Source organism: Zhongshania aliphaticivorans, from assembly GCF_902705875.1.
GTDB classification, from domain to species: Bacteria; Pseudomonadota; Gammaproteobacteria; order Pseudomonadales; family Spongiibacteraceae; genus Spongiibacter; species Spongiibacter aliphaticivorans_A.
On the sequence record NZ_CACSIK010000001.1, the window covers coordinates 1,127,544 to 1,148,320 of the forward strand.

Below are 20,777 nucleotides of genomic sequence, written 5' to 3' on the forward strand. Positions count from 1 at the left end.
TTTCTTCGCCTGATATCTTTAGGGATAGGCTCGGAGATTGACTGTTCTCATTCTCCTAAATGGCCTACCATCACGTCTCTTATCTAAAGTACAAAGGCTTGTGTGAGTGTTGTGTTAACCCCTGTTGTATTAAAAACCGACGCCAGTAGTGACGCGCTCGCGCAACACTTGGATCTTAGCTTGGTCAATGACTGGAGTGATGATCCAAATCAAGTGCATGTTTTCTATCACGATCAACGCCTTGTTATAGGCTTGCCGCCGGTGAATCGTGAACACCCTGTCGCGGTTGATTTTGAGCTTGCATTGCGCAAGCGTCATCCAGGTAAAGAGCTATTGCTAAAGGCCATTGGAGGGAGCCGTCATCGCGCAAGTGTGGTCGATGCCACGGCGGGTTTGGGAAGGGACAGTTTTCTATTGGCGAGCCATGGTTGCACGGTGACTCTCTGTGAGCGCATGCCGGTGGTGGCAGCTTTATTGGCTGATGGCTTACGGCGAGCTGAAAAGAGCAGTGATTGTGCTGAGATTGCCAGCAGAATGCAGTTGCATCATGGTAGTGGAGCCGAGTATTTGGCGAGTTTGTCTGAGCAGGACTGTCCCGATGTGGTGTATTTAGATCCGATGTTTCCGGTGTCGGGGAAATCTGCCTTGGTAAAAAAAGAGATGCGCTTATTTCATAGCTTGGTCGGGCTAGATCAAGACAGCGATGCGCTACTGGAAATTGCTTTGCAGCGGGCCCGTCATCGCGTCGTGGTAAAACGTCCGCCAAAAGCACCTTATTTGGCGGAGCGAAAACCGCAATTATCGGTTACCGGTAAAGCGGTACGATTTGATATATACCCTTTAAAGGCGTTTCCTAAAGGGTATTAGCTTAACAGCGCTTTCAGCATGCCTTCGTACATTAGCGACAGCTTATCTAAGTCTTCCGCCTTCACACACTCATCCACTTTGTGAATGGTTGCGTTCACAGGACCTAGCTCCACAACCTGTGCACCGGTTGGGGCAATAAAACGACCATCGGAAGTGCCTCCTGCCGTCGACAGAATGGTGTCCGTTCCGGTGACCGCTTTAATGGCAGTTTGGGCCGCTTCAACTAAGGGACCCTCTGAGGTCAAAAAGGGTTGGCCACTCAAATTCCATTCAATGCTGGTATCAAGGCCATGTTTATCAAGTATGGCTTGGGTGCGGCTTTTTAAGATGTCGGCGGTTAATTCGGTAGAGAAGCGAAAATTAAAAATCACTTGTAGTTCACCGGGGATTACATTGGTAGCACCGGTACCACCGTTGATATTGGATATTTGAAACGAGGTTGCAGGGAAAAAATCATTGCCTTCGTCCCAGACTTCCGCTGCCAGTGCCGCTAGCGCGGGCGCCGCGAGGTGGATGGGGTTTTGGGCTAAATGCGGGTAGGCGACATGGCCCTGAACACCACGAACCGTCATAACGGCGCCAAGCGAGCCGCGACGGCCATTTTTAATCACATCGCCCACGCTGTCGGTTGAGGAGGGTTCGCCCACCAAGCACCAGGTGATTTTTTCGTTCTGCTGTTCAAGCCATTCAACAACTTTTACCGTGCCATTTATGGCGGGGCCTTCTTCGTCGCTGGTAATTAAAAACGCGATACGGCCACTGTGGTTTGGGTGTGCGCTAACAAAGTTTTCGCAGGCCGTAATCATGGCTGCCAAGCTACCTTTCATATCAGCGGCGCCACGCCCACGTAACATACCGTCTTGAATCACGGCGTTAAAGGGTTGGGTTTGCCAATTGGCTTCGGGACCGGTGGGCACCACATCAGTGTGTCCGGCAAAGCAAAATATGGGGCCGCTATCGCCGTGCACGGCCCAAAAATTATCTACATCGTCAAACCGCAATGATTGACACTTAAAGCCAATTTTCTCTAATCGAGCCATCATCATAGCTTGGCAATCGGCGTCTAGTGGTGTCACAGAGGGCCTGTTAATTAAGTCGCAGGCAAGTTGAATCGTAGGCGAGAGGCTTGTCATAGGTATGGGGTCGGCTTTTTAGTGGATAAACGAAAAAGTGGCTGAACTAATCAGCGCGCTATTCTAGCAGAAACTACCTTATCTGACAGGTACAAGAGCTTGTTAAGACGATGACTGACGGAAACACTCATTGCAGGTCCAAATGAGTGGAAATGTCATAGAGAGCCTAGTCTAGCTTAGCTATGATCAAATTCTGTAAATGGTCAGGCTACCCGAAATTTGACGGTGTGGTGGCGTGAAGGCTTAGACCATAATAATTAGAGGAAAAGATATGAGCGTGGATTTGGACGTGGCGGTGGCGGCCGCCGAATTTGATTTTGCTGACCAGGATATACCTCAGCGTTTGCGGCACTGGGCACGTGTTAAACCAGATCATCCCTTTATGATATGGGAGCCGCGCTCAGGAGAGGATCGACGCTGGAGCTATGCTGATTTTGACGCAGAGACAAACAGGATTGCTGGAGGCTTATTCGCCAAAGGTGTGCGCAAGCACGACAAAGTCATGATTCATGCAGAGAATTGCCCAGAGATGGTTTTGGCGTGGTATGCCTGCGCTAAAATTGGTGCGGTTGGCGTTACCACCAATACCCGCAGTGTGGGGGGCGAGATTGACTATTTTGCACGGCACACTGACGCTGTGGGTGCGATCACCCAGCCAAAGTTCTTAGAGGAAATTCGCAAAAGCGCTGTCAGTCTTGAATGGATTGTCGTCACTGATAATAACGCGGGTGAAACAGCCGAAGAAACCGTTGATGGTGCGGTGATGTTTAGCGAGCTCTATGGCGACCCCGACGCGTTTCCGGCCCGCCCAGCAGAACCTATGCTTCCGGCGGGAATTATGTTTACTTCGGGTACCACCTCATTACCCAAGGCGGTGGTACACACTCATGCCAATGCGCTTTGGTCTGGCAATATGGGCTCGCAAAGTATGGGAATGACTACCGATAGTGTCTATTTAGGGTTTTTACCTTTCTTTCATGTGAATTGCCAAAGTTGGGCATTTTGGGGTTCTTTAGGCGTTGGCGGCACAGCCGTTCTTCAGCCCAAGTTTTCAGCCAGTCGTTTTTGGGAAGTTATTGACAAGCACCAAGTGAGTCACTGCTCAATGATTCCCTTCGTCTTTAAAGCGATTGGTGTGCAGGCTGTACCAGAAAACCACAGCTTAAAAGTGATGCCGATGGGGATTATCTGGAAGGAAATTGAGGGTTGGCTTAAAGCGCAGCCCTTTGCTAGTTGGGGTATGACAGAAACAGTCACCCACGCGACCCGTTCTGACTTTGTGAGTGATTGGCCTCAAGGCTCAATTGGTAAACCAACACCGGGTTATCATCTGGCGGTCGTCAATCCAGAGACGGGCGCATTATGTAAAAAGGGCGAGATTGGCGAGTTGTGGGTACAAGGTACACGCGGGATTAATCTCTTCCTTGAATATTATAAAAACGAAGAGGCCATGGCCAAATCATTCACACCCAATGGCTGGTTTAAAACCGGCGATATGGTGAGTGTGGGAGACGAAGGCAATTTCTTCTTTACTGACCGCGATAAGGATGCGCTTAAAGTCGGTGGCGAAAATGTATCCGCTAGGCAGGTGGAAGAAGTGTGTATGCAAGTGCCCGGTGGTGGGGTAGGTGAGGTCGCTGTTGTTGCAAAATCCCATGATATGTTGGATATGGTGCCGGTCGCCTTTGTGATAAAAGGCTGGGGTGCGCCAGAGGATGACGCGGCATTTAGTGAAGCGATTATCGAACATTGCAAAGCCAACCTTGCTGATTTTAAAGTACCGAGGGCGGTGTATATTGTTGACGAATTCCCTCGCGCAACCTTGGAAAAAGTCGCAAAGAATAAGCTCCGTGAAATAGCAGATAGTAAAGCTATTATCCATTGAGACCGTGATGCTAAAAGGGATGTTGGTCCTGTGAGATCAATATCTACGTAGAAAGGGGCTTCTTTTAGCCCCTTATCAATTCACCCATACGCTGTCAGCTTTTACAACCTGATTGCTGCTTTTGGTAAAAAGTTGTCGTTCAGGCCTGAGTGAATTAATGGTTCTATTGAAAGAATGGACGTTTAAATACTGGTATTTCTAAATCCACAATGAAGTTGAGAATTTTCTTATTTGTCAGTAAGAGTGATTTCCCGATTTTCAAACCCATCGTGATACTACCTGCTATCACGTATCCCATCATTGCAACGACTGCCCATAATGCGCGATCTTCTCAATATTGTGAGCCAAGTAATGCAGCCGTCATTGGTCCTGTTTATTGCTCTTGCACCTCAGTGAGAAGCGTCACAAGCTTTTATTGCTAATGTTCCCATGCATAGCTTCTGCCACCTATATGCGATGTACCTAGTACAGCTTGCTCCTAATAATGTGGATGGATAGGTCTAATTCGTATTAACGACAGAAACCTCGCTTTGTATCTACACCAAATGACAATGACCTGCATAGAAATCTGAGTTTGATATCAGCAAGTTACCGCATAGTTAATGAATGGCGAGTAATCTAGCCGCTATTTAAGCTGAAACTATTGAGGTGGCTAGTTGTCTACGAAATGAGATCTGATCAACTAAATGAAAGATTTATATTTTTTAAATCGAAGTGGCATGTAAAAAAAATCATAAAGTGACTTAGGGATTTTTATAAAAAATATAATATCACCATATAAAGTGTTGCCTAAGTATGTTTTTTATTTTTAGTAACCACTGGAGATTTTAATTATATGCCATTGTTAGCTAAAACGTTACGCCCCTTTACTTTGAATAAGTTAGTCTTTTTAGGCTGCTTATTGCCAAGTTTAGCGTTATCTAAAGTGCCTTTTGATACTAATGACGATTCAATACAAACAAAAGATGACACTAAAGCTCTTTATGCCGTTGATGGTGACTTTAATCGCAATACGGTTGCAGATTTAGCTCGTGAATTGGCTAAAAAACCATATCAAGAGCCAAGTATTACATTACCCGCTGCATTACAAGAGCTGAGCTATGACCAATACCGGGATATACGCTTTAATCCAAATGCGTCTATTTGGAAAAATGAGTTATTACCCTTTCAAATGCAGCTTTTTCATCGTGGTTTTTATTTTAAAGAAACCGTAGAAGTGGCTATCGTAGAAAATGGTCAATCACAGCACTTACGATACAGTCCTGATATGTTTACAACAGGAGAAGTGATGCAACAACCACTGCCCAATGCGGATGTTGGCTTTGCAGGAATTCGTTTACATAATCCGTTAAATACCCCTGATTATTACGATGAAGTGGCCGTTTTCCAAGGTGGTAGTTATTTTCGTTCCCTAGGAAAAAACCAAGGTTATGGTTTGTCATCACGGGGTTTGGCGCTTAAAACCGCAGATCCGGAAGGTGAGGAATTTCCAGCTTTCCGGGCATTTTGGATAGAAAAACCAGCTAATGACAGCAGTTCAATCGTCGTTTATGCGTTACTGGACAGTCCAAGTACCACCGGTGCTTACCGCTTCACTATCCGTCCAGGTGAGGATACCGTGATGGATGTCGAAGCCACTCTATTTCCTCGTGAAGATTTAGATAAGGTAGGTTTAGCGCCAGCAACCAGTATGTTCATGTTCTCTTCTTATGAACGAGATCAAGTTGATGACTTCCGTCCCCGTGTTCACGACTCGGATGGCTTGTTAATGGTTAATGGTAGAGGTGATAGCTTATGGCGTCCTTTGCGTAACCCTAACAACTTAGAGGTCAGTGCATTTAGTGATAACGGCCCTATTGGTTTTGGTTTAATACAACGCAGCCGCGACTTTAATAACTTTCAAGATTTAGAAGCTAATTATGAACAACGTCCTAGTTTATGGGTAGAGCCTGTTGGTGATTGGGCAAGAGGGTCGGTTGTATTAGTTGAGATCCCGACAGACTCTGAAGTTAACGATAATATTGTTGCTTACTGGTCACCAAGTGAAGTGATTCCAGCAGGTTCTGAATATCACTTTTCTTATCGTCTACTGTGGGGGCATGCACCATCATTTGCTAAAGGTGAAGCTATTGTTGAGGCAACTCGAAGTGGTCGTGCGAGCATCAATAGTCCAACTGAAAAACGCTTATTTGTTATTGACTACCGCTTTCCAATCCCTACAGATAAGGTTGACCTTCAAAAGCCAACCGCACTAATCGAAAATACAGCAGGTAAAATTCATAACGTGGTTGTCGCAGAGAATCAGGCTAATGGATACCGAGTCACTTTTGAGTTAGATCCACTTGATTCAGAATTAATCGAATTGAAATTAGATTTACAGTTTACCGATGGAAGAAAAGCGGAAAGCTGGATGTATCAATGGACAAAATAATGTTGGATGAGCCAGCTCTATCAGAGCATGCCTGTATTGAATCAGGTATGCCAGATGAACATCATAAGGAAATGCCTGTTCAATCTTTAAGTCACTTTGATACTAATAGTAAGCGCTCGCCTGTTAATGTTAATGGTGTTCGCTCTCAAGCAGGTAGAAGATGGTTAGTCCTTGGCTCATCATTGTTACTGTCTGTATGGGGCATTAATGAAATGCATGCGGTTTTAGGTGCTAATAACATGACCTTTATTCAATATGTATTTCTTGTTTTATTTGCATTAACGTTTAGCTGGATCACCATTTCTTTTAGTGCCTCGATTGTTGGCTTCTTTTTAGTTTTCTCACAACGTCGCGCTATTCCAAAACGTTTGATGAATGCATTAGTGGGGCGAACCGCAGTATTAATGCCAACCTATAACGAAGATCCAGACCGTATTTATGCATCTATTGAAGTTATGGCAACGGCTATTGCTCAAGCAGGAGAAAATAAAGCATTTGATTGGTTTGTCATCAGTGACACCACTGATCCGGATGTTGCGTTAAAAGAAGAGGCTTGTTTTCATACCTTACGTGAACGGTTAGGTCATTCTATTAATGTCTATTATCGCCGACGTCAAAAAAATACAGCGAGAAAAGTCGGTAATGTAACTGATTTTTGTAAACGTTGGGGGGCAAGTTACGATCATTTACTAGTGTTAGATGCTGATAGTTTAATGGAAGCAGATACTATACTTGAGTTAGCTCGCCGGATGGAAGCTGACTCAGATTCAGGTTTAATTCAAACCATACCGCAGTTAATTAATGGCACAACATTAATGGCAAGGTTACAGCAATTTGCCGCTTGTGTTTATGGCCCGATTGTTGGCAGTGGGCTTGCCTGGTGGACTCATAAAGAAGGTAACTTCTGGGGCCATAATGCGATTATACGCACTCAAGCGATGATGTCTGCGGCCGGCTTGCCCAATATTAAAGGCGCACCACCATTTGGTGGTCATATTTTAAGTCATGACTTTGTAGAAGCGTCATTAATTAGACGAGCTGGCTGGAGTGTAACCATTGCAGCTGATCTCTACGGCTCATACGAAGAATGCCCCCCCTCCATGACAGATTTAGCCATTCGTGATCGTCGCTGGTGTCAAGGTAACTTACAACATGGTCGTATTATAACGGCGAAGGGCTTGCATTGGGTAAGTCGCACGCATTTATTAACGGGAATCATGTCATACATCTCGTCTCCTTTATGGTTAATGTTAATTTTAGTGGGATTAGCACTCTCTTTGCAGGCTGAGTTTATTCGCCCTGAATACTTTGGTGATGAGTTTTCTTTATTTCCTACTTGGCCACAAATGGATGCTGCTCGAGCCTTAAGCTTATTTGCTTTTACCATGGTGATACTGTTTACACCAAAAACCTTGGGGCTGGTGTCATACATGATTCATAGCCCTTTAAGAAAAAGTTGCGGGGGTTTTTTCATGTTGATAATCAGCTTTATGGTGGAAGTGATTTTATCGGCGATGGTTGCCCCTATTATGATGCTTATCCACACCGGCGCTGTATTCTCGATTTTAATGGGGCAAGACTCAGGCTGGAATCCACAACGGCGCGACGATGGCAGCTTACCCATTAAGCATTTGATATATAGGCATCGTTGGCACATGGTTGCAGGATTGTTATTAACCATTGCAGGTTACCTTAATTCATTGGCTTTGTTGGCGTGGTTATCGCCTGCCATTGTCGGCATGTTGTTATCCGTGCCTTTATCTATGTTAACGGGCTCATGGGCCATTGGGCATTTCATTAAAAGATGCAGAATATTATCGACCCCGTATGAAAAAGAAGAGCCGAACATTCTCAAAGCAATGAATGAGACAAGAGGTATTTATGACGAATCAGTGCATAATGCACCTGATTTGGTTGTAACGGCTTCAGACCCGAAATGCCGTGCAAGACATCTAGCACTGATAGACCCTATTCCATTAAGAGTTGCTGGGCAAGTAGACGTGATAGAAGCAACAGCAACCATGAAAATATACGATGCAAACAGTGTAAGTGAAGCGGTTAGTTACCTTAATAAACAGGAAAAAACCTATGTGTTGGGAACGCCTGATTTATTTAAAGCATTATCGAATTTACATAGATACACCGGTATCAGTCATGGGTTTAGCTGATGCTTAATTAATGTACTAATGCTCCCTTCTATTTTTTTTGCCATGACGTCTTCAGCTAGTTAACTGTTGCGTGAATTGAATACATTTATTAGGTTCAGCTTATTGGAGTTTCTTATGAAATTGAGGTTAGTGGTTGCAATTCTTCTTTCTACCTCGCTCTCATCTTACGCTGCAGAAGCGTTAGACCGAACGGAGTTTACATTCGAAGATTTAAAAGCCTTGGCAAAATCCTCTGCAAGTAAACCGTACTCCCCATCCGTCAATCCAGCTCCTGAGTTAATCGATAAGATGACTTATGATCAACATTGGAAAATACGCTTTAAAGAAGAAGAGGCCCTCTACCCAAGTGGAAAAAATGCACCTGTACAATTGTTTTATCCCGGTCGATATTTTCCAGACCAAGTGAGAATTTACATCAGAGATGATAAAAGTTTGGTGCAATCTGTGCCTTTTGATAATGAAAAATTTGAGATGCCTGCTGATAGCCCAGCACATAATCTCCCCGAAGGATTCGGGTTTTCAGGTTTTAGAATAATGCGTCCTGATATGAAACCAGATTGGATATCATTTCTCGGTGCATCCTATTTTCGTACCGATGGACCTGAGGGACAATATGGATTATCAGCCAGAGGTGTCGCTATCAATACTGGCATGAGCCAAGCTGAAGAATTTCCTCGCTTTTCAGCATTTTGGCTTGGCCCTGCAGAGCAAGAAGGAGAAAGCTTGTCGGTTTGGGCATTACTTGAGGGCCCCTCTATTACCGGAGCCTATCGTTTTGGCTTGAGCAAAGATAACAAAAATGCCAAAGGGCATATTACTTCTGTGACCGCGCATTTATACATGCGAAAGGATGTTGAACGATTAGGCATAGCTCCCTTAACCAGTATGTATTGGTATTCAGAAACAGATAAAACCATCGCTAAGGACTGGCGCCCTGAAATTCACGACAGTGATGGTTTGGCTATCCATACAGGTATAGGCCAACACATTTGGCGCCCACTAAATAACCCCCAGTCAGTATCGACCAATAGTTTTATCGATGAAAATCCACAAGGATTTGGACTCATTCAAAGAGATCGTAATTTCAACCACTACCAAGACGATGGCGTGTTTTACCATAAGCGTTCTTCAGCTTGGATTAAACCAAATGGCGACTGGGGTAAAGGTGCTGTTCAGTTAATCGAAATACCAACAAAAGATGAAACCTTCGATAATATTGTCGCTTACTGGGTACCCGAAAAACCTGCTCGTAAAGGCGATCAGTTTACCTTCTCTTATGATATTGAGTGGCGCCCACAGGATCCAAAATCTCAAGCCTTAGCAAGTGTGGTCAATACCCGACAAGGTTTAGGGGGGATTCCAGGGCAGCCGATACCTGAAGAGATCAACAAAATGGTCATTGATTTTGAAGGGCCAGTACTAGAAGGCCTCGATCGAGACAGTGGTATCCAAGCTATTGTTGAAGCCCGCAACGGCGAAATACTAGAGCCTATTCGCGCCTATCCGATTGTCGGGACAAACCAATGGCGATTAACCTTTGACTATAAACAAGTTAATAATAATCCTGTGAGTATACGTGCTTACTTAGCCGATAAAAAAGATCAAGCAATAAGCGAAACATGGGTAAGTGATGCAAGGGTAAATATTAAATAAGTGCAAAAGTAATCGCTGATTATTTTAAAAGGATGCTAGACGGCTTTTGGCACGCACCCGCCATCATGTGTTGAACTCAACGGCTTCTGTCTGCGGTGGATTCAAAAGGTCAATGAACGGGTAACGTACTAGCCTGGTTAATCTACAAGCCAACGGCTGTTTGTTGGGTGACTCGCCACCCTTTACTTGGTGGTGATGACGGGTCTGATAATGACCAGCGCCTACTATTTAGCCCTTACCTTCAATTGTCAGCGGCATATGGTCGCTGACAATTATCCAATCTTTTCTTATGCCCACTGTCAACTTTTGGCTATTGATTAAATCATCAGCGATGAAGGCATAATCGATGTGATAGGGTTTGTTTTCATTCTTTTGTAAATAGAAGGTAGGGGTGCATTCTTGTCCTTGGTCTTCTTTATATTGTTTGTGATACAGGCTGGAAATACCTATGTCGTTTAACTCCGCAATCACATCACTGTGATTCCACCAGCGATCTGGCTTATCCCATTTAACATTGCTGTTAAAGTCACCAAGAATCATGGTTTTATCACCGCTTAAATCCTGCCTATGGATTTGAAGATATTTCCAGAATTGGCCCATATAGCCAAAAGCCTGCGAATCATTGCCCTTTGTCCAAACCCCAAGCACGGTTATTGTGTTATCTATGCGGAATGGAAGAAATAGGTTTACCTCTGAGCTTGTCCATTTTAGCGACTGGCTTTTTGAGGGTAGGCCCTGAAGGCTAAACTCGCCGTGCCAAGCCAATGGTTTGACTGAAAAACCCTTCTTGGGAAAAACGCCGATGCCCTTGTTTTTTGATGTGCCAACCCACAGGTAATTACCAGCCCAATCACGGTATAGCTGTGTAGATTGAGCAGGGTCTTCACATTCTTGAATAACTAAAATATCTCCATTAAGAGCCTCTATCTCATTGAGTTTCTTTCTTAACGCGCCATTGCAGTTCCACGTTACGATTTTCATATTTGATATTACTCAGGACACAATTTTTGCTTACACCGTTTTTATTTTAAACGAGGGCACTGGGATGAACTGATAATGTAAAGGGAATGGCTGTGGGATGCCACTCTGTTGGTGAGGGCGTTCAGGCTGTAGAATAATACCTCAAACCCACTCCAGCGCTCGATTCGTATTGTAAAATAGACGCTTCACCCGCTGATCGGTTCGGTTATGGCCAATTACCTTGATGACAATCTCAACCAAAGTGTGTTTCTCGATATTAATTATTTGGAAGTGCTTGGTGAAAATACCTTTGAGTTTTGTCTCTATCAGTTGATTACTCACACGCTCGATCTTGATGCGTTTCATGCGCGGTATAAAAACAAAAAAGTGGGTCGCAAAGCGTATCCTCCAGCGATTTTATTGCGCGTTATTTTCTATGCGTATTACCGAGGTATCACCTCAAGCCGCGCTATCGAGCGCTGCTGTAGAACAGATTTAAAATTCATGGCACTGGCCGCCGGAAAAACGCCTCATTTTACGACGATTGCTGATTTCGTCAGCGGTTATGCGGAAGAAATGAAATCGGTTTTTCATAAAGTGCTAATGATTTGTTGTAAGAGCGGACTGGTGGGTAAAGAGCACTTTGCAATTGATGGTTGCAAGCTACCGTCTGATGCGTCAAAAGAATGGAGCGGCACACATGCCGATTTGCGAAAGAAATCAGATAAGTTAAAAGCCACTGCTCAGAAAATTATCGAACGCCATCAATCCAATGATTCCGCTAAAGATACCGGCGAAAAGGGGCGAGAGCTTAAAACTGCCGACACCCTTATTAAAAATGCGACTAAGATTGATGAGTTTTTGAAAAGCAATGACAAGCGGCAAGGTGTAGGCAAGCAGAAAAAGGAAGTGCAGAGCAATACAACGGATAATGACAGCACCAAAATGACCACCGCAAAAGGCACTATACAAGGCTATAACTGCCAGACAGCCGCTGATGAATTACATCAGATTGTGGTTGCCACCGAAGCCTTTGGTGTTGGCCAAGATCAATCATTGTTAAAACCCATGGTGGAAAGAATTCGTGAAAGTCTTGGTGAAGATTGTTTAAGCGGAAACGTATTGTTAACGGCAGATACGGGATACTCCAGTGAAGACAACATGAAGTACCTGTTTGATGAAGGTATCAATGCTGTTGTTCCTGATACCAACTTCCGCCAGCGTGATCCAAAAATAGCGGGTTCTGAAACAGTCGCAAAACATAAAGCGCATCGGCAGAAAACCCGTAAAGATCAACGCAAGGGAACAGCGAAAATACCTGCTGCAGATTTTGCAGTTAACAAAGACGCCAAGACCTGCATCTGCCCCAATGGCTATGAAATGATGTACCACGGCGATCATTTTGTAATAAACAACAAACGCTATATGCGCTTCAAATCGTATTTAAAAAACTGTCGTGGTTGCCCGCTGCAAAGCGAGTGTATGAAGCGGCCTTTAAAGGAGCACGGTCGCCAAGTTTCTTTTGTCGTCGATGGCGAAGACAACGTAAGTTATTTGGATTTAATGAAGCGAAAAATTGACAGCGAACAGGGAAGGAAAAATTATTCTCGTCGCATGTGGACAATCGAGCCAGTGTTTGGAAATATCACCAGTAATAAAGGCATCAATAAGCTCACCTTGAGAGGCAAAGCGAAGGTGACCTGCCAGTGGATGATGTGTTGCATAGTTCACAACATCGAAAAGCTATGGCGTTATGGTAATGCGGGCGCTGTTAGCGTGTAAATGAGCGTAGCTATGGCAATATAGCGCTGTTCTAGGATGAAAGCGGTGATATATTGATCTCGGCGCTTAAAAATGGCTGCCATCAAATACGGCAGTCGAGATATATAAATCCAAGGTGGGACGGATTATTTACATGAAAAACTTAATTTTTCTACACCTTGGTTAGTAAAGGATATATGGGGTTTAGGTACTATTGTGCTCATTCTTGCTGGAAACGAGCTATATCTTTCATGCTAAGTTCCAGATTAAGGTCTTACCGCTATTTGAATCTGTGTTAATCAGGCTGTTGCGGACTTGTCATAAAACCATACTTATTTTGTCATCTGTGGGGTATAGCATTTGTTGTGCTGAAAAGCATGGCACTTGAGCATTTGAATGTTGGTTTCCAAATATTAGATGAGCTAGAAGGGTTGTGATATGAATCGTTATATTAAGCAGCATGGCACTTACTCCAATTTGCACCAGCAACATGCTAGAGCCGAGATCTCTAGGCAAATAGAAGAATACTTAGGTAAAGGAGGTAAGATAGAGAAGTTGAGCGGCCCTCAGTTCCTCCCTCACCGCGCTGTTCGCATTACTAATACCTCAGTCTCTGAAGCATTATAAGTACGGGATATATACTACTGGCACAGCGTTGGGTTTAGAGCTGTGCCATAGCTACTACTAACGCTTAGCCGATCAGTAGTATTGCTGCATTGATTGTCATAATAAAAAGCGCGATAGATGTTAAGAAAAACAGCGTAAGACGAACCAAGACATTGTTTACAGTAGCTTGCACTAAGCTGTGTAAAATACGACCACAAACATAAGCCCATGCGAGGCTTAGGTTCAATCCGCTATCCCCTCCGACTAAAGCCAGAATTATTGCAGTGGCATAAAATAAAGTTGGCTGCTCAAGAAGATGATTGTAATTATCTGCCTTCCACTGTGTTTTAGCGGGCATTTTTAAGGCGAGTTCACTCGTTCTCTGGCCATCCTTTGGTTTTATTTTTAACTTCGGAAACACCGAAAAGCGAGAAATAGCCATCCATGTCATCATCACGAAGGTCCATAAAACCAAGATGATGACTGGGGTGAGTATGGGGGAGTGCTGCAGCATTGTTAGGCCTCAATAGGTGGGGTAATACTACGTATCATCGCTAGACTAGCGGCTTGATTGTAGAAGTAACTGATCTGGTTTGAGTCTTAGAAGATTACAGTTTCTTGTTAATGTATTTTTTCTAAGGTGTATGATATTTGCTGTGGTTTTATATTAATCGATATTTCATTAAGTTTGGCGATGATGAGTGAATTTAGCGGTGTTGCCTGAATGGCTGCACTGAGTGTCTCTGGTGTAAATACGCAGCGGATGGCAAGGCTGTGTGGAAAGCGCATATAGTCGACAGTATGGGTTAACCACAGAAATCCGTTATTATGGTCTAGGGCGAACTCACACACTTCTGTGAGTTGAGTACGAATAGCATTGTCTATTTTTTTATCGTTTTTACGCATTACAAACTAGATGTGTGAATTGCAGTGTGGCTAGAATGTTACGTGGGCTAACCCCTAGTCGCAAGGACCGTATGGCGTAGATTCTTAGAAAGTGCGATTACTGCACTATTTGTTTCTTTGAGAGTCTTAATGGGGGGGTAAGCAGTGATGATAGCGGTGGAAATGTAGTATAGATGTTTTAGTTGTTTGGCTTTCGCCGTTATTTAGATCGATGATTTTAGGCTCACTCTAGCAAGGCTACTTTGGGGGCGATATGAATATACATGGAAAAATAAATTACATTGAGTTACCTGCTGCTGATATTGAAGCGGTTAAAATGTTTTTTACTAAAGCCTTTGGTTGGTCATTTACTGATTATGGGCCTGATTACACGGCGTTTTCTGATGAAGGACTAGATGGCGGTTTTTACCGCGCCAATTTATCAGCCAGTGTTGCGAATGGCAGTGCTTTAATTGTTTTTTACAGCGATAACCTTGAAGAGACTCGAAATGTAGTGGTGATGTCGGGTGGCACGATAATACAAGAAGTTTTTGATTTTCCCGGCGGGCGTCGATTCCACTTTTCAGATCCTAATGGAAATGAATTCGCAGTGTGGTCAGTACCAGCGGATTAGAGAATGCCGCTGGACCAAAGGAAATTATAGTTTTTCAGCCGCCACTCCTTCTGAGAGTGGTTGTTCGTGATGGGGGTACTGTTCATTTACCCATTCCGGGTGTTTATAAAGAATACGTAAATCCTTAAACTTCCATACATCTTGCGCCATTTCTACCCAGCCATGCACTTGCAGATGAAATGGGTTGTAAGGTTTTGTCGGCATATGGTTTACACCGTATTTAATTTCTCCAGCATCATTTTCATCCCTAAATGTGCCGAATAACTTGTCCCAAAAAATGAAAATGCCGCCAAAGTTACGATCAATTTGTGCGGGGTTACTGCCGTGATGTACTCGATGGTGAGAGGGGGTGTTCATTACTTTCTCTAATATGCCTAGCTTACGTACTTGCTCGGTATGAAGAAAAAATTGGTAAACTAAATTGCCTTCAATGGCGAGCAGTACCCAGTTTTTGTCAAAGCCGAGCAATGCAGCAGGAATCCACCAGAGAACCCAGCTGCCTGAAAAGGCAAAGGTGAAGTTTTGGCGCAGCGCGGTAGAGAAATTCATGTGTTCGGATGAGTGATGAGTGATGTGGCCACTCCAGAACCAACGGACTTTGTGCATCATGTAATGATTGATGTAAAAACAAAAATCAATAAAAACGATTAAAGCCAAAATGCTGAGCACCGACACGCTGGGGTTCCACTGTAGACCAAATTGGTAGACCCACAGGTAAAAGGCTTGAATAAACAAGGCGACAGCAACACCGTCGACGATTTTATAAGAGAAACCGGCCGCTAAATTAGCGACTGTCTCACGTGGGTGGTAAATGCCGGTTTGCCCACTGCGGCGGACATAGTGGTATTCTGCTGCAATAACAGCTAAAAACACCGCGCCAAACGCAGTGACAAAAAATAGGGCGTGGAGTACGTCTTGCACCGAAGCACCTCTCAATTATTAATCTAATATTGGCATTCTATGGACTATTCACCAAGTTAGATTGACTCTTAAAGCCAGGTTTTTGACATTTTACGCCATGTTGCTGATGATGTGTCTTAAATAGTAAGGGGATGATGATGCTTGACCAGCTGCAAGTAAATGGTGACTTAGCCGGGCTGTTACGTGATTTTTTGAGTGACCAGGGAGATACCCATTGCGAGTTATACACTAATTTGCAGTCATTCAGCGCAAGCAATCGGATGAGTTTTGGCCAGTGGTGGGACTTGCTTGAGAAAGTTCAACAGCGGTTTCCAGGGCGTGAAGTAGGGCTGGAATTGGGGCAGCGAGTTCGTTCGGCACATTTAGGTGTAATTGGGTATTTGACACTGGCCAGCGATACTGTGGCTGATGCTTTGGCTGCCTTTCAACGCTATCAACGTCTTTTACATGACGGTGATAAGGCGTCTATTGCGTTAAATGGCAGCACAATGACCCTATTTTGGAGTAGTGACTACGGCCCATCAACAAAATTGTCTGATGAGGTGTTACTGATGGGGCTTTTGAGCTTTATTAGGGTGATGACGGGTGAGCCCTCGTTGATACCGATTCACGTTGATTTCACTTTTGCGGAGCCACCTAATGTTGCGGCCTATGAGTTGGCCTTCGGTGCGCCGGTGTTCTTTTCGAGAGCCCATACCGCATTGCATTTTCCCGCCGAGTATTTGAGTCTGCCAATTAGTAATAGTGACCCAGGCCTGCGGGATTTACTTGAGCGACAAGCGCAGGCATCGCTTGCGATATTGCCGCAAAATGAAGATTTCACTCAGGCATTACGTGGGGCGCTGTTGCGTGGCTTACAAAGTGGCAGGGCGGGTTCGGCTGCCGTTGCAGCAATGCTTAATATGTCGGAGCGTACCTTGTTCAGACGGCTGAATGAGCAAGGTCTAGTTTTTAAGCAGGTTTTGTCGCAGATCCGAGTGCAGCTTGCGCGGGAATACCTTGCCGATAAACGATTGACGCAGAGCGAGATCGCGCTACTACTGGGGTACTCAGAGCAGAGTGCATTTAGTCGGGCGTTTAAACGCGAAACCGGTGTTACCCCCCGACAATTTCAAATGCAGAATTAAACACGGCCTTATTTGTTTGCGGTGATGTTTTGGAATTGCTTGCGCAGTTGTTCCAGCCTATTGCGATTTACGCCAAAGTCGTAATAGCCAATGCGCGATGAGCTGCGAATATCTACTTTTTGCTGCTGGGGTGAATAGCGTAATTCAATATCGTCTTTGAATCGCATAACGGCTGTGCTGCTGACTGCATGAAGATAATGCTCAGTGCGATTAACAACTTGGGTGCGGGGACTGGTTAGCAGTAGGTCTTGTAACATCTGCCATTCTTGCATCGACTGAACCTTTATTGGTGCAATGGCTTGGCTCGGCTCGGTTGTCGTGCTGGAAACACAGTGTGGCGCTGATGGGCAGGGTGGAAAAGGTGTTCTTTGTGCAAGTGGTGGCGATGTGCTGCAGGCTGCAAGCAGTATCGCGCTTAGAAGGGCGGCAGGGATGGCGGTGCTGTTGCTTAGTAATGTGCTCATAGTTGTCTCAATGTTGTGTTGATGGTTGAAGTCTGGGATAAGGTAGGTCTTTTCTACCCTCTATTTTCAGCGTGTTATGCTTGCTATTGCCAGCATTGTTTAAAAATGTAATAAAAAGTCCATAAACTGCTCCAAACGTAATTTTCTGTGGGGTGGCGCTGACATGAATTTAGATGAGCACATGGTTATGGAACGTATTAAAAATGATTTACTCGACAGTTTTGATGAAGAGCTAGAAATGGAGCTGGGGAAAAATTTCAGTGCGGAGCAGGCGGCTGATGGCGTTGATAACGACGACAATAGTAAGCGTCAACTAGAGCGCCGCACGTATTTTAAAGAATTATTCCGTTTGCAAACTGAGTTGGTGAAGCTACAGGAATGGGTTGCCGATACTGGGCACAAAGTTGTGGTTATTTTTGAGGGCCGCGATGCGGCGGGAAAGGGGGGCGTTATAAAACGTATTACCCAACGCTTAAATCCGCGTATCTGCCGTATTGCCGCACTGCCTGCACCCAATGAACGGGAGCGTACACAGTGGTATTTCCAGCGCTATGTGTCTCATTTGCCGGCGGCAGGTGAAATCGTATTATTTGATCGCAGCTGGTATAACCGCGCTGGGGTTGAGCGGGTAATGGGGTTTTGTAGTGACGAGGAATATGAAGAGTTTTTTAATAGTGTTCCCGACTTTGAGCGGATGTTGACGCGCTCGGGTATTCAAGTAATTAAATATTGGTTCTCTATCTCTGATAAGGAGCAGTATTCGCGGTTTTTAAGTCGTATGCATGACCCGCTTAAACAGTGGAAATTAAGTCCAATGGATTTGGAGTCGCGCCGACGCTGGGAGCAATATACCAAGGCCAAAGAAGTGATGCTGGCTCGAACCCATATTGATGAGGCACCATGGTGGGTGGTGGAGGCGGTTAATAAGAAAAAAGCGCGTTTAAATTGCATCAGCCATCTTTTAAGCCAAATTCCGTATGAGGAAGTGCAGCGGCCTTTGTTGGCGTTGCCAGATAGAGAAAATCATGCCGATTATGTACGTGAACCCGTGCCAAAGGAGATGTTTATACCTGAACTGTACTAGAGTCAATTTTGGACGTGGGCAGTGTCCAAGACAAGCTGCCCACAGGTTTAACAGCCAGCTGCATAGAAGGTGGCGGTGGCTAGTGTGTTACAAGTGCTTGCGAATGTATAAGGCGCCGGTGTTTTTTACAGGGATAACCATTCCCGCTTTAGTTCAGCCCAGAATAATTTAAGACTGCTGGTTTTTGTGTCGACGGCATCGATGTATTCATCAAGGTGGTCAAGGGTCTTGTGTTGGGCCCTCTCTGCTTGCCGAGTGACCATAAGTTGTTGCTCTAGTTCGTCAATGGATTGGCGCAATTCACGAATTTTAGCTTCGGTTTCTAAATGCTTTTTAGTAGGCATGATTCGGCTCCTTATAGCTGTGTAACCCCAATCATTAGCAGCGGTAAGAGAAAAAATACGCCGCCGATGTAGGCTAACACGTAGAGTTTATTTCGTTGCGCGAGCTCTGCTAATTTGGTGGCAATATTGGGAGGAATACCGCGTAAGAATGGCAAGGTGTAAATTAAAAGAATACCAAAAATATTAAAGAAAAGATGTACCAACGCAATTTGCATGGCAAGGATGGCTGTAGGCCCACTTATAGCCGTGGCTGCTAGCAAGGCCGTAATACAGGTGCCAATATTGGTCCCCAGAGTAAAAGGATAAACCTGTTTGAGGTTAAAAACCCCTGTGCCGGCCAGTGGCACAATTAATGATGTGGTGGTTGAGGATGACTGGACCAATACGGTAATTGCCATACCAGATGCCATACCTGACACTGGACCTCTACCAATACTACGATGCATGATTGTTTTTGCACGCCCCACCATAACCGAGCGTAAAACCTTCCCTATAGCTGACACCACAAACAAAATCATGCCAATGCCAATAATAATGAGTGCGGCTCCTTGCCATAATTTGTTGGGCATCCAGCTGACGAGTAATTTCAAAAAGTCTGATGCCGGCGCCAAAATCATTTTCATGACGTTCATGCTTTTCATGTCAACGCCAGTGTCGCTCGCCACTAGGCCGGCCAATGCTTGAGCAGTATGTTGCAGTGGGCTAAAGGCCAATTCAATGGGCAGTAGTATGAAGACAGCTAAAATATTGAAGGCGTCATGAATAGTTGCAGCGGAAAAGGCACGACGGAATTCTTCGCCGTTTCTCACATGACCTAAGCTGACAATGGTACTGGTTAGTGAGGTGCCAACGTTTGCTCCCATAATTAAGGGAATGGCAATGGGAATGGGTAAGCCGCCTGCGACCATGCCGACAATAATAGAGGTGACGGTGCTAGAACTTTGAATAAGTGCCGTTGCCGCCACTCCAATCATGAGGCTTATAAAGGGGTTGGTGGCAAAAGCAAATAATTCTTTAGCGTTGTCACCAGTGGCCATTTTGAAGCCACTGCCAATTGCGCCAACAGCGGCAAGTAAAAGATAGATGAGGGTGAGAACTAACAACCAAGATGCCCATTGCGCGGCGGCGGATTTTTGTGCGTTGGCCGGCAATGTTGTAGCGTCGGAGCTCATGCCATTTTACCCTCATAGAATATGAGGGGTAGATACTATGGCAGTAATGTGACAGTTGTGTGTCAGTGATTACCGGTTAGCGTTTACTCCCTGTGTATCGTTGATACGGTGTGCATCAGCGTTTTACTTAAAGATGCTCGATAAGTTTGATTTCTAGGTTATTATCAGCATCGGAAACCCAAATCGAGTCTTCATCTATGGTGCACTGCAGCCTCATGGTGCGCTGAGCAAACTCTTGCAATGCTGTAGAGTCGTCGTTGGAGACTTCAAAGACTTTGACGTTACCGTGCTGTCTTGCTTTGCGGCCGTTGTCCTGCCACCACATTTGGGCGGTGCGACCACCGTAAATAAAGAGGATAACTTGCTTGGCGATTGCTCGCGCCTTGCGGACCCTTTTTTCGCTGGGTAAGCCCATTTCTATCCAGGTGTCGATTTCACCGCTGAGGGACTTTTCCCATAAATCTGGCTCGTCATCAGTGCTTAAGCCTTTGGTAAATTCTAGATGTTCGTTGGCATAAAGTGCGAAGGCGAGAATACGTAGCATCATACGCTCGTCAGTTTCTGACGGGTGGCGTGCAACGGTGAATTGATGGCGTTGATAGTAGTGGCGGCGAAGATCACTAATGTCGAGGGTGGTTTTAAACAGTGTCGCGTTCAAGGCCATGGTCAATTTCGCTTGCGA

General features: G+C 44.8%; 19 protein-coding genes. 10 read left to right on the plus strand and 9 right to left on the minus strand.

All coding sequences use genetic code 11. The features are described from left to right. The first annotated feature begins 111 nt into the window (after positions 1-111). Entirely contained in the window at positions 112-867 is a 756-nt protein-coding gene (locus AELLOGFF_RS05115) for a class I SAM-dependent methyltransferase (protein WP_159267669.1), read from the plus strand. On the opposite strand, the gene dapE is transcribed toward AELLOGFF_RS05115, so the two are convergent. After that, the gene (gene dapE / locus AELLOGFF_RS05120; protein ID WP_159267670.1) at positions 864-2,000 is read right to left on the minus strand and encodes a succinyl-diaminopimelate desuccinylase; all 1,137 of its coding nucleotides are present in this window, start codon (positions 1,998-2,000) and stop codon (positions 864-866) included. The two genes, AELLOGFF_RS05115 and dapE, sit on opposite strands and share 4 nt — an antisense overlap. A gap of 271 nt (positions 2,001-2,271) precedes the next feature. Between dapE and AELLOGFF_RS05125 the strand changes: the two genes are divergently transcribed. The 4 genes from AELLOGFF_RS05125 to AELLOGFF_RS05140 all read left to right on the plus strand — a co-directional run bounded on the left by AELLOGFF_RS05125 (position 2,272) and on the right by AELLOGFF_RS05140 (position 10,137). Beyond that, positions 2,272-3,885: a class I adenylate-forming enzyme family protein gene (locus tag AELLOGFF_RS05125; RefSeq protein ID WP_159267671.1), complete on the plus strand. Its 1,614-nt coding sequence runs from the start codon at positions 2,272-2,274 to the stop codon at positions 3,883-3,885. 835 nt (positions 3,886-4,720) lie between these two features. After that, positions 4,721-6,316: a glucan biosynthesis protein G gene (locus AELLOGFF_RS05130; protein ID WP_159267672.1), complete on the plus strand. Its 1,596-nt coding sequence runs from the start codon at positions 4,721-4,723 to the stop codon at positions 6,314-6,316. After that, entirely contained in the window at positions 6,304-8,484 is a 2,181-nt protein-coding gene (mdoH, locus tag AELLOGFF_RS05135; RefSeq protein ID WP_200842605.1) for a glucans biosynthesis glucosyltransferase MdoH, read from the plus strand. The genes AELLOGFF_RS05130 and mdoH overlap by 13 nt, the downstream gene beginning before the upstream one ends. 102 nt (positions 8,485-8,586) lie before the next feature. Next, on the plus strand, positions 8,587-10,137 hold the full coding sequence (locus AELLOGFF_RS05140) for a glucan biosynthesis protein (protein WP_200842606.1): 1,551 nt from the start codon (positions 8,587-8,589) through the stop codon (positions 10,135-10,137). Between the two features lie 228 nt (positions 10,138-10,365). Here AELLOGFF_RS05140 and AELLOGFF_RS05145 read toward each other — a convergent pair whose 3' ends face one another. Further along, the gene (locus AELLOGFF_RS05145; RefSeq protein WP_159267673.1) at positions 10,366-11,118 is read right to left on the minus strand and encodes an endonuclease/exonuclease/phosphatase family protein; all 753 of its coding nucleotides are present in this window, start codon (positions 11,116-11,118) and stop codon (positions 10,366-10,368) included. A gap of 207 nt (positions 11,119-11,325) precedes the next feature. On the opposite strand from AELLOGFF_RS05145, the gene AELLOGFF_RS05150 reads away from it, so the two are divergent. Both AELLOGFF_RS05150 and AELLOGFF_RS05155 read left to right on the plus strand, forming a co-directional pair. Further along, on the plus strand, positions 11,326-12,879 hold the full coding sequence (locus tag AELLOGFF_RS05150; protein ID WP_159267674.1) for an IS1182 family transposase: 1,554 nt from the start codon (positions 11,326-11,328) through the stop codon (positions 12,877-12,879). 417 nt (positions 12,880-13,296) lie between these two features. After that, on the plus strand, positions 13,297-13,485 hold the full coding sequence (locus tag AELLOGFF_RS05155; protein WP_159267675.1) for a hypothetical protein: 189 nt from the start codon (positions 13,297-13,299) through the stop codon (positions 13,483-13,485). A 64-nt stretch (positions 13,486-13,549) separates the two neighbouring features. Here AELLOGFF_RS05155 and AELLOGFF_RS05160 read toward each other — a convergent pair whose 3' ends face one another. Next, positions 13,550-13,978, minus strand: coding sequence for an MAPEG family protein (locus tag AELLOGFF_RS05160; protein WP_159267676.1), 429 nt, complete (start codon positions 13,976-13,978; stop codon positions 13,550-13,552). A gap of 107 nt (positions 13,979-14,085) precedes the next feature. Next, on the minus strand, positions 14,086-14,370 hold the full coding sequence (locus tag AELLOGFF_RS05165; protein ID WP_159267677.1) for a Fis family transcriptional regulator: 285 nt from the start codon (positions 14,368-14,370) through the stop codon (positions 14,086-14,088). Positions 14,371-14,623: 253 nt separating this feature from the next. On the opposite strand from AELLOGFF_RS05165, the gene AELLOGFF_RS05170 reads away from it, so the two are divergent. Next, positions 14,624-14,983, plus strand: a complete 360-nt coding sequence (locus AELLOGFF_RS05170) for a VOC family protein (protein ID WP_159267678.1) — start codon at positions 14,624-14,626, stop codon at positions 14,981-14,983. A 24-nt stretch (positions 14,984-15,007) separates the two neighbouring features. On the opposite strand, the gene AELLOGFF_RS05175 is transcribed toward AELLOGFF_RS05170, so the two are convergent. Beyond that, positions 15,008-15,904 (minus strand): sterol desaturase family protein, encoded by an 897-nt coding sequence (locus AELLOGFF_RS05175; RefSeq protein WP_159267679.1) that lies wholly within the window; start codon positions 15,902-15,904, stop codon positions 15,008-15,010. Positions 15,905-16,035: 131 nt separating this feature from the next. Here AELLOGFF_RS05175 and AELLOGFF_RS05180 point away from each other — a divergent pair, with 131 nt between their 5' ends. Further along, positions 16,036-17,031: an AraC family transcriptional regulator gene (locus tag AELLOGFF_RS05180; RefSeq protein WP_159267680.1), complete on the plus strand. Its 996-nt coding sequence runs from the start codon at positions 16,036-16,038 to the stop codon at positions 17,029-17,031. An 8-nt stretch (positions 17,032-17,039) separates the two neighbouring features. Here the strand turns inward: AELLOGFF_RS05180 and AELLOGFF_RS05185 are convergent, their stop codons facing one another. After that, positions 17,040-17,495, minus strand: a complete 456-nt coding sequence (locus tag AELLOGFF_RS05185; protein WP_159267681.1) for a DUF1499 domain-containing protein — start codon at positions 17,493-17,495, stop codon at positions 17,040-17,042. A gap of 163 nt (positions 17,496-17,658) precedes the next feature. Here AELLOGFF_RS05185 and ppk2 point away from each other — a divergent pair, with 163 nt between their 5' ends. Further along, on the plus strand, positions 17,659-18,579 hold the full coding sequence (gene ppk2, locus AELLOGFF_RS05190; RefSeq protein WP_159267682.1) for a polyphosphate kinase 2: 921 nt from the start codon (positions 17,659-17,661) through the stop codon (positions 18,577-18,579). Between the two features lie 125 nt (positions 18,580-18,704). On the opposite strand, the gene AELLOGFF_RS05195 is transcribed toward ppk2, so the two are convergent. The 3 genes from AELLOGFF_RS05195 to AELLOGFF_RS05205 form a co-directional block, all read right to left on the minus strand. Beyond that, complete coding sequence (locus tag AELLOGFF_RS05195; RefSeq protein ID WP_159267683.1) at positions 18,705-18,923, minus strand: hypothetical protein; 219 nt, start codon at positions 18,921-18,923, stop codon at positions 18,705-18,707. Between the two features lie 11 nt (positions 18,924-18,934). Beyond that, complete coding sequence (locus tag AELLOGFF_RS05200; RefSeq protein ID WP_159267684.1) at positions 18,935-20,095, minus strand: Na/Pi symporter; 1,161 nt, start codon at positions 20,093-20,095, stop codon at positions 18,935-18,937. Positions 20,096-20,222: 127 nt separating this feature from the next. Beyond that, on the minus strand, positions 20,223-20,759 hold the full coding sequence (locus AELLOGFF_RS05205) for a YaeQ family protein (RefSeq protein ID WP_159267685.1): 537 nt from the start codon (positions 20,757-20,759) through the stop codon (positions 20,223-20,225). Between the last annotated feature and the right edge of the window lie 18 nt (positions 20,760-20,777).

What these genes read in the sequence shown, in the direction of transcription:
- ppk2 (WP_159267682.1), top strand. Translation starts at nt 17,659, where the DNA reads ATGAATTTAGATGAGCACATGGTTATGGAACGTATTAAAAATGATTTA.
- AELLOGFF_RS05185 (WP_159267681.1), bottom strand. Translation starts at nt 17,495, where the DNA reads ATGAGCACATTACTAAGCAACAGCACCGCCATCCCTGCCGCCCTTCTA.
- AELLOGFF_RS05200 (WP_159267684.1), bottom strand. Translation starts at nt 20,095, where the DNA reads ATGAGCTCCGACGCTACAACATTGCCGGCCAACGCACAAAAATCCGCC.
- AELLOGFF_RS05130 (WP_159267672.1), top strand. Translation starts at nt 4,721, where the DNA reads ATGCCATTGTTAGCTAAAACGTTACGCCCCTTTACTTTGAATAAGTTA.
- AELLOGFF_RS05195 (WP_159267683.1), bottom strand. Translation starts at nt 18,923, where the DNA reads ATGCCTACTAAAAAGCATTTAGAAACCGAAGCTAAAATTCGTGAATTG.
- AELLOGFF_RS05160 (WP_159267676.1), bottom strand. Translation starts at nt 13,978, where the DNA reads ATGCTGCAGCACTCCCCCATACTCACCCCAGTCATCATCTTGGTTTTA.
- AELLOGFF_RS05205 (WP_159267685.1), bottom strand. Translation starts at nt 20,759, where the DNA reads ATGGCCTTGAACGCGACACTGTTTAAAACCACCCTCGACATTAGTGAT.
- AELLOGFF_RS05125 (WP_159267671.1), top strand. Translation starts at nt 2,272, where the DNA reads ATGAGCGTGGATTTGGACGTGGCGGTGGCGGCCGCCGAATTTGATTTT.
- AELLOGFF_RS05170 (WP_159267678.1), top strand. Translation starts at nt 14,624, where the DNA reads ATGAATATACATGGAAAAATAAATTACATTGAGTTACCTGCTGCTGAT.
- AELLOGFF_RS05145 (WP_159267673.1), bottom strand. Translation starts at nt 11,118, where the DNA reads ATGAAAATCGTAACGTGGAACTGCAATGGCGCGTTAAGAAAGAAACTC.
- AELLOGFF_RS05180 (WP_159267680.1), top strand. Translation starts at nt 16,036, where the DNA reads ATGATGATGCTTGACCAGCTGCAAGTAAATGGTGACTTAGCCGGGCTG.
- AELLOGFF_RS05150 (WP_159267674.1), top strand. Translation starts at nt 11,326, where the DNA reads ATGGCCAATTACCTTGATGACAATCTCAACCAAAGTGTGTTTCTCGAT.
- AELLOGFF_RS05155 (WP_159267675.1), top strand. Translation starts at nt 13,297, where the DNA reads ATGAATCGTTATATTAAGCAGCATGGCACTTACTCCAATTTGCACCAG.
- mdoH (WP_200842605.1), top strand. Translation starts at nt 6,304, where the DNA reads ATGGACAAAATAATGTTGGATGAGCCAGCTCTATCAGAGCATGCCTGT.
- dapE (WP_159267670.1), bottom strand. Translation starts at nt 2,000, where the DNA reads ATGACAAGCCTCTCGCCTACGATTCAACTTGCCTGCGACTTAATTAAC.
- AELLOGFF_RS05165 (WP_159267677.1), bottom strand. Translation starts at nt 14,370, where the DNA reads ATGCGTAAAAACGATAAAAAAATAGACAATGCTATTCGTACTCAACTC.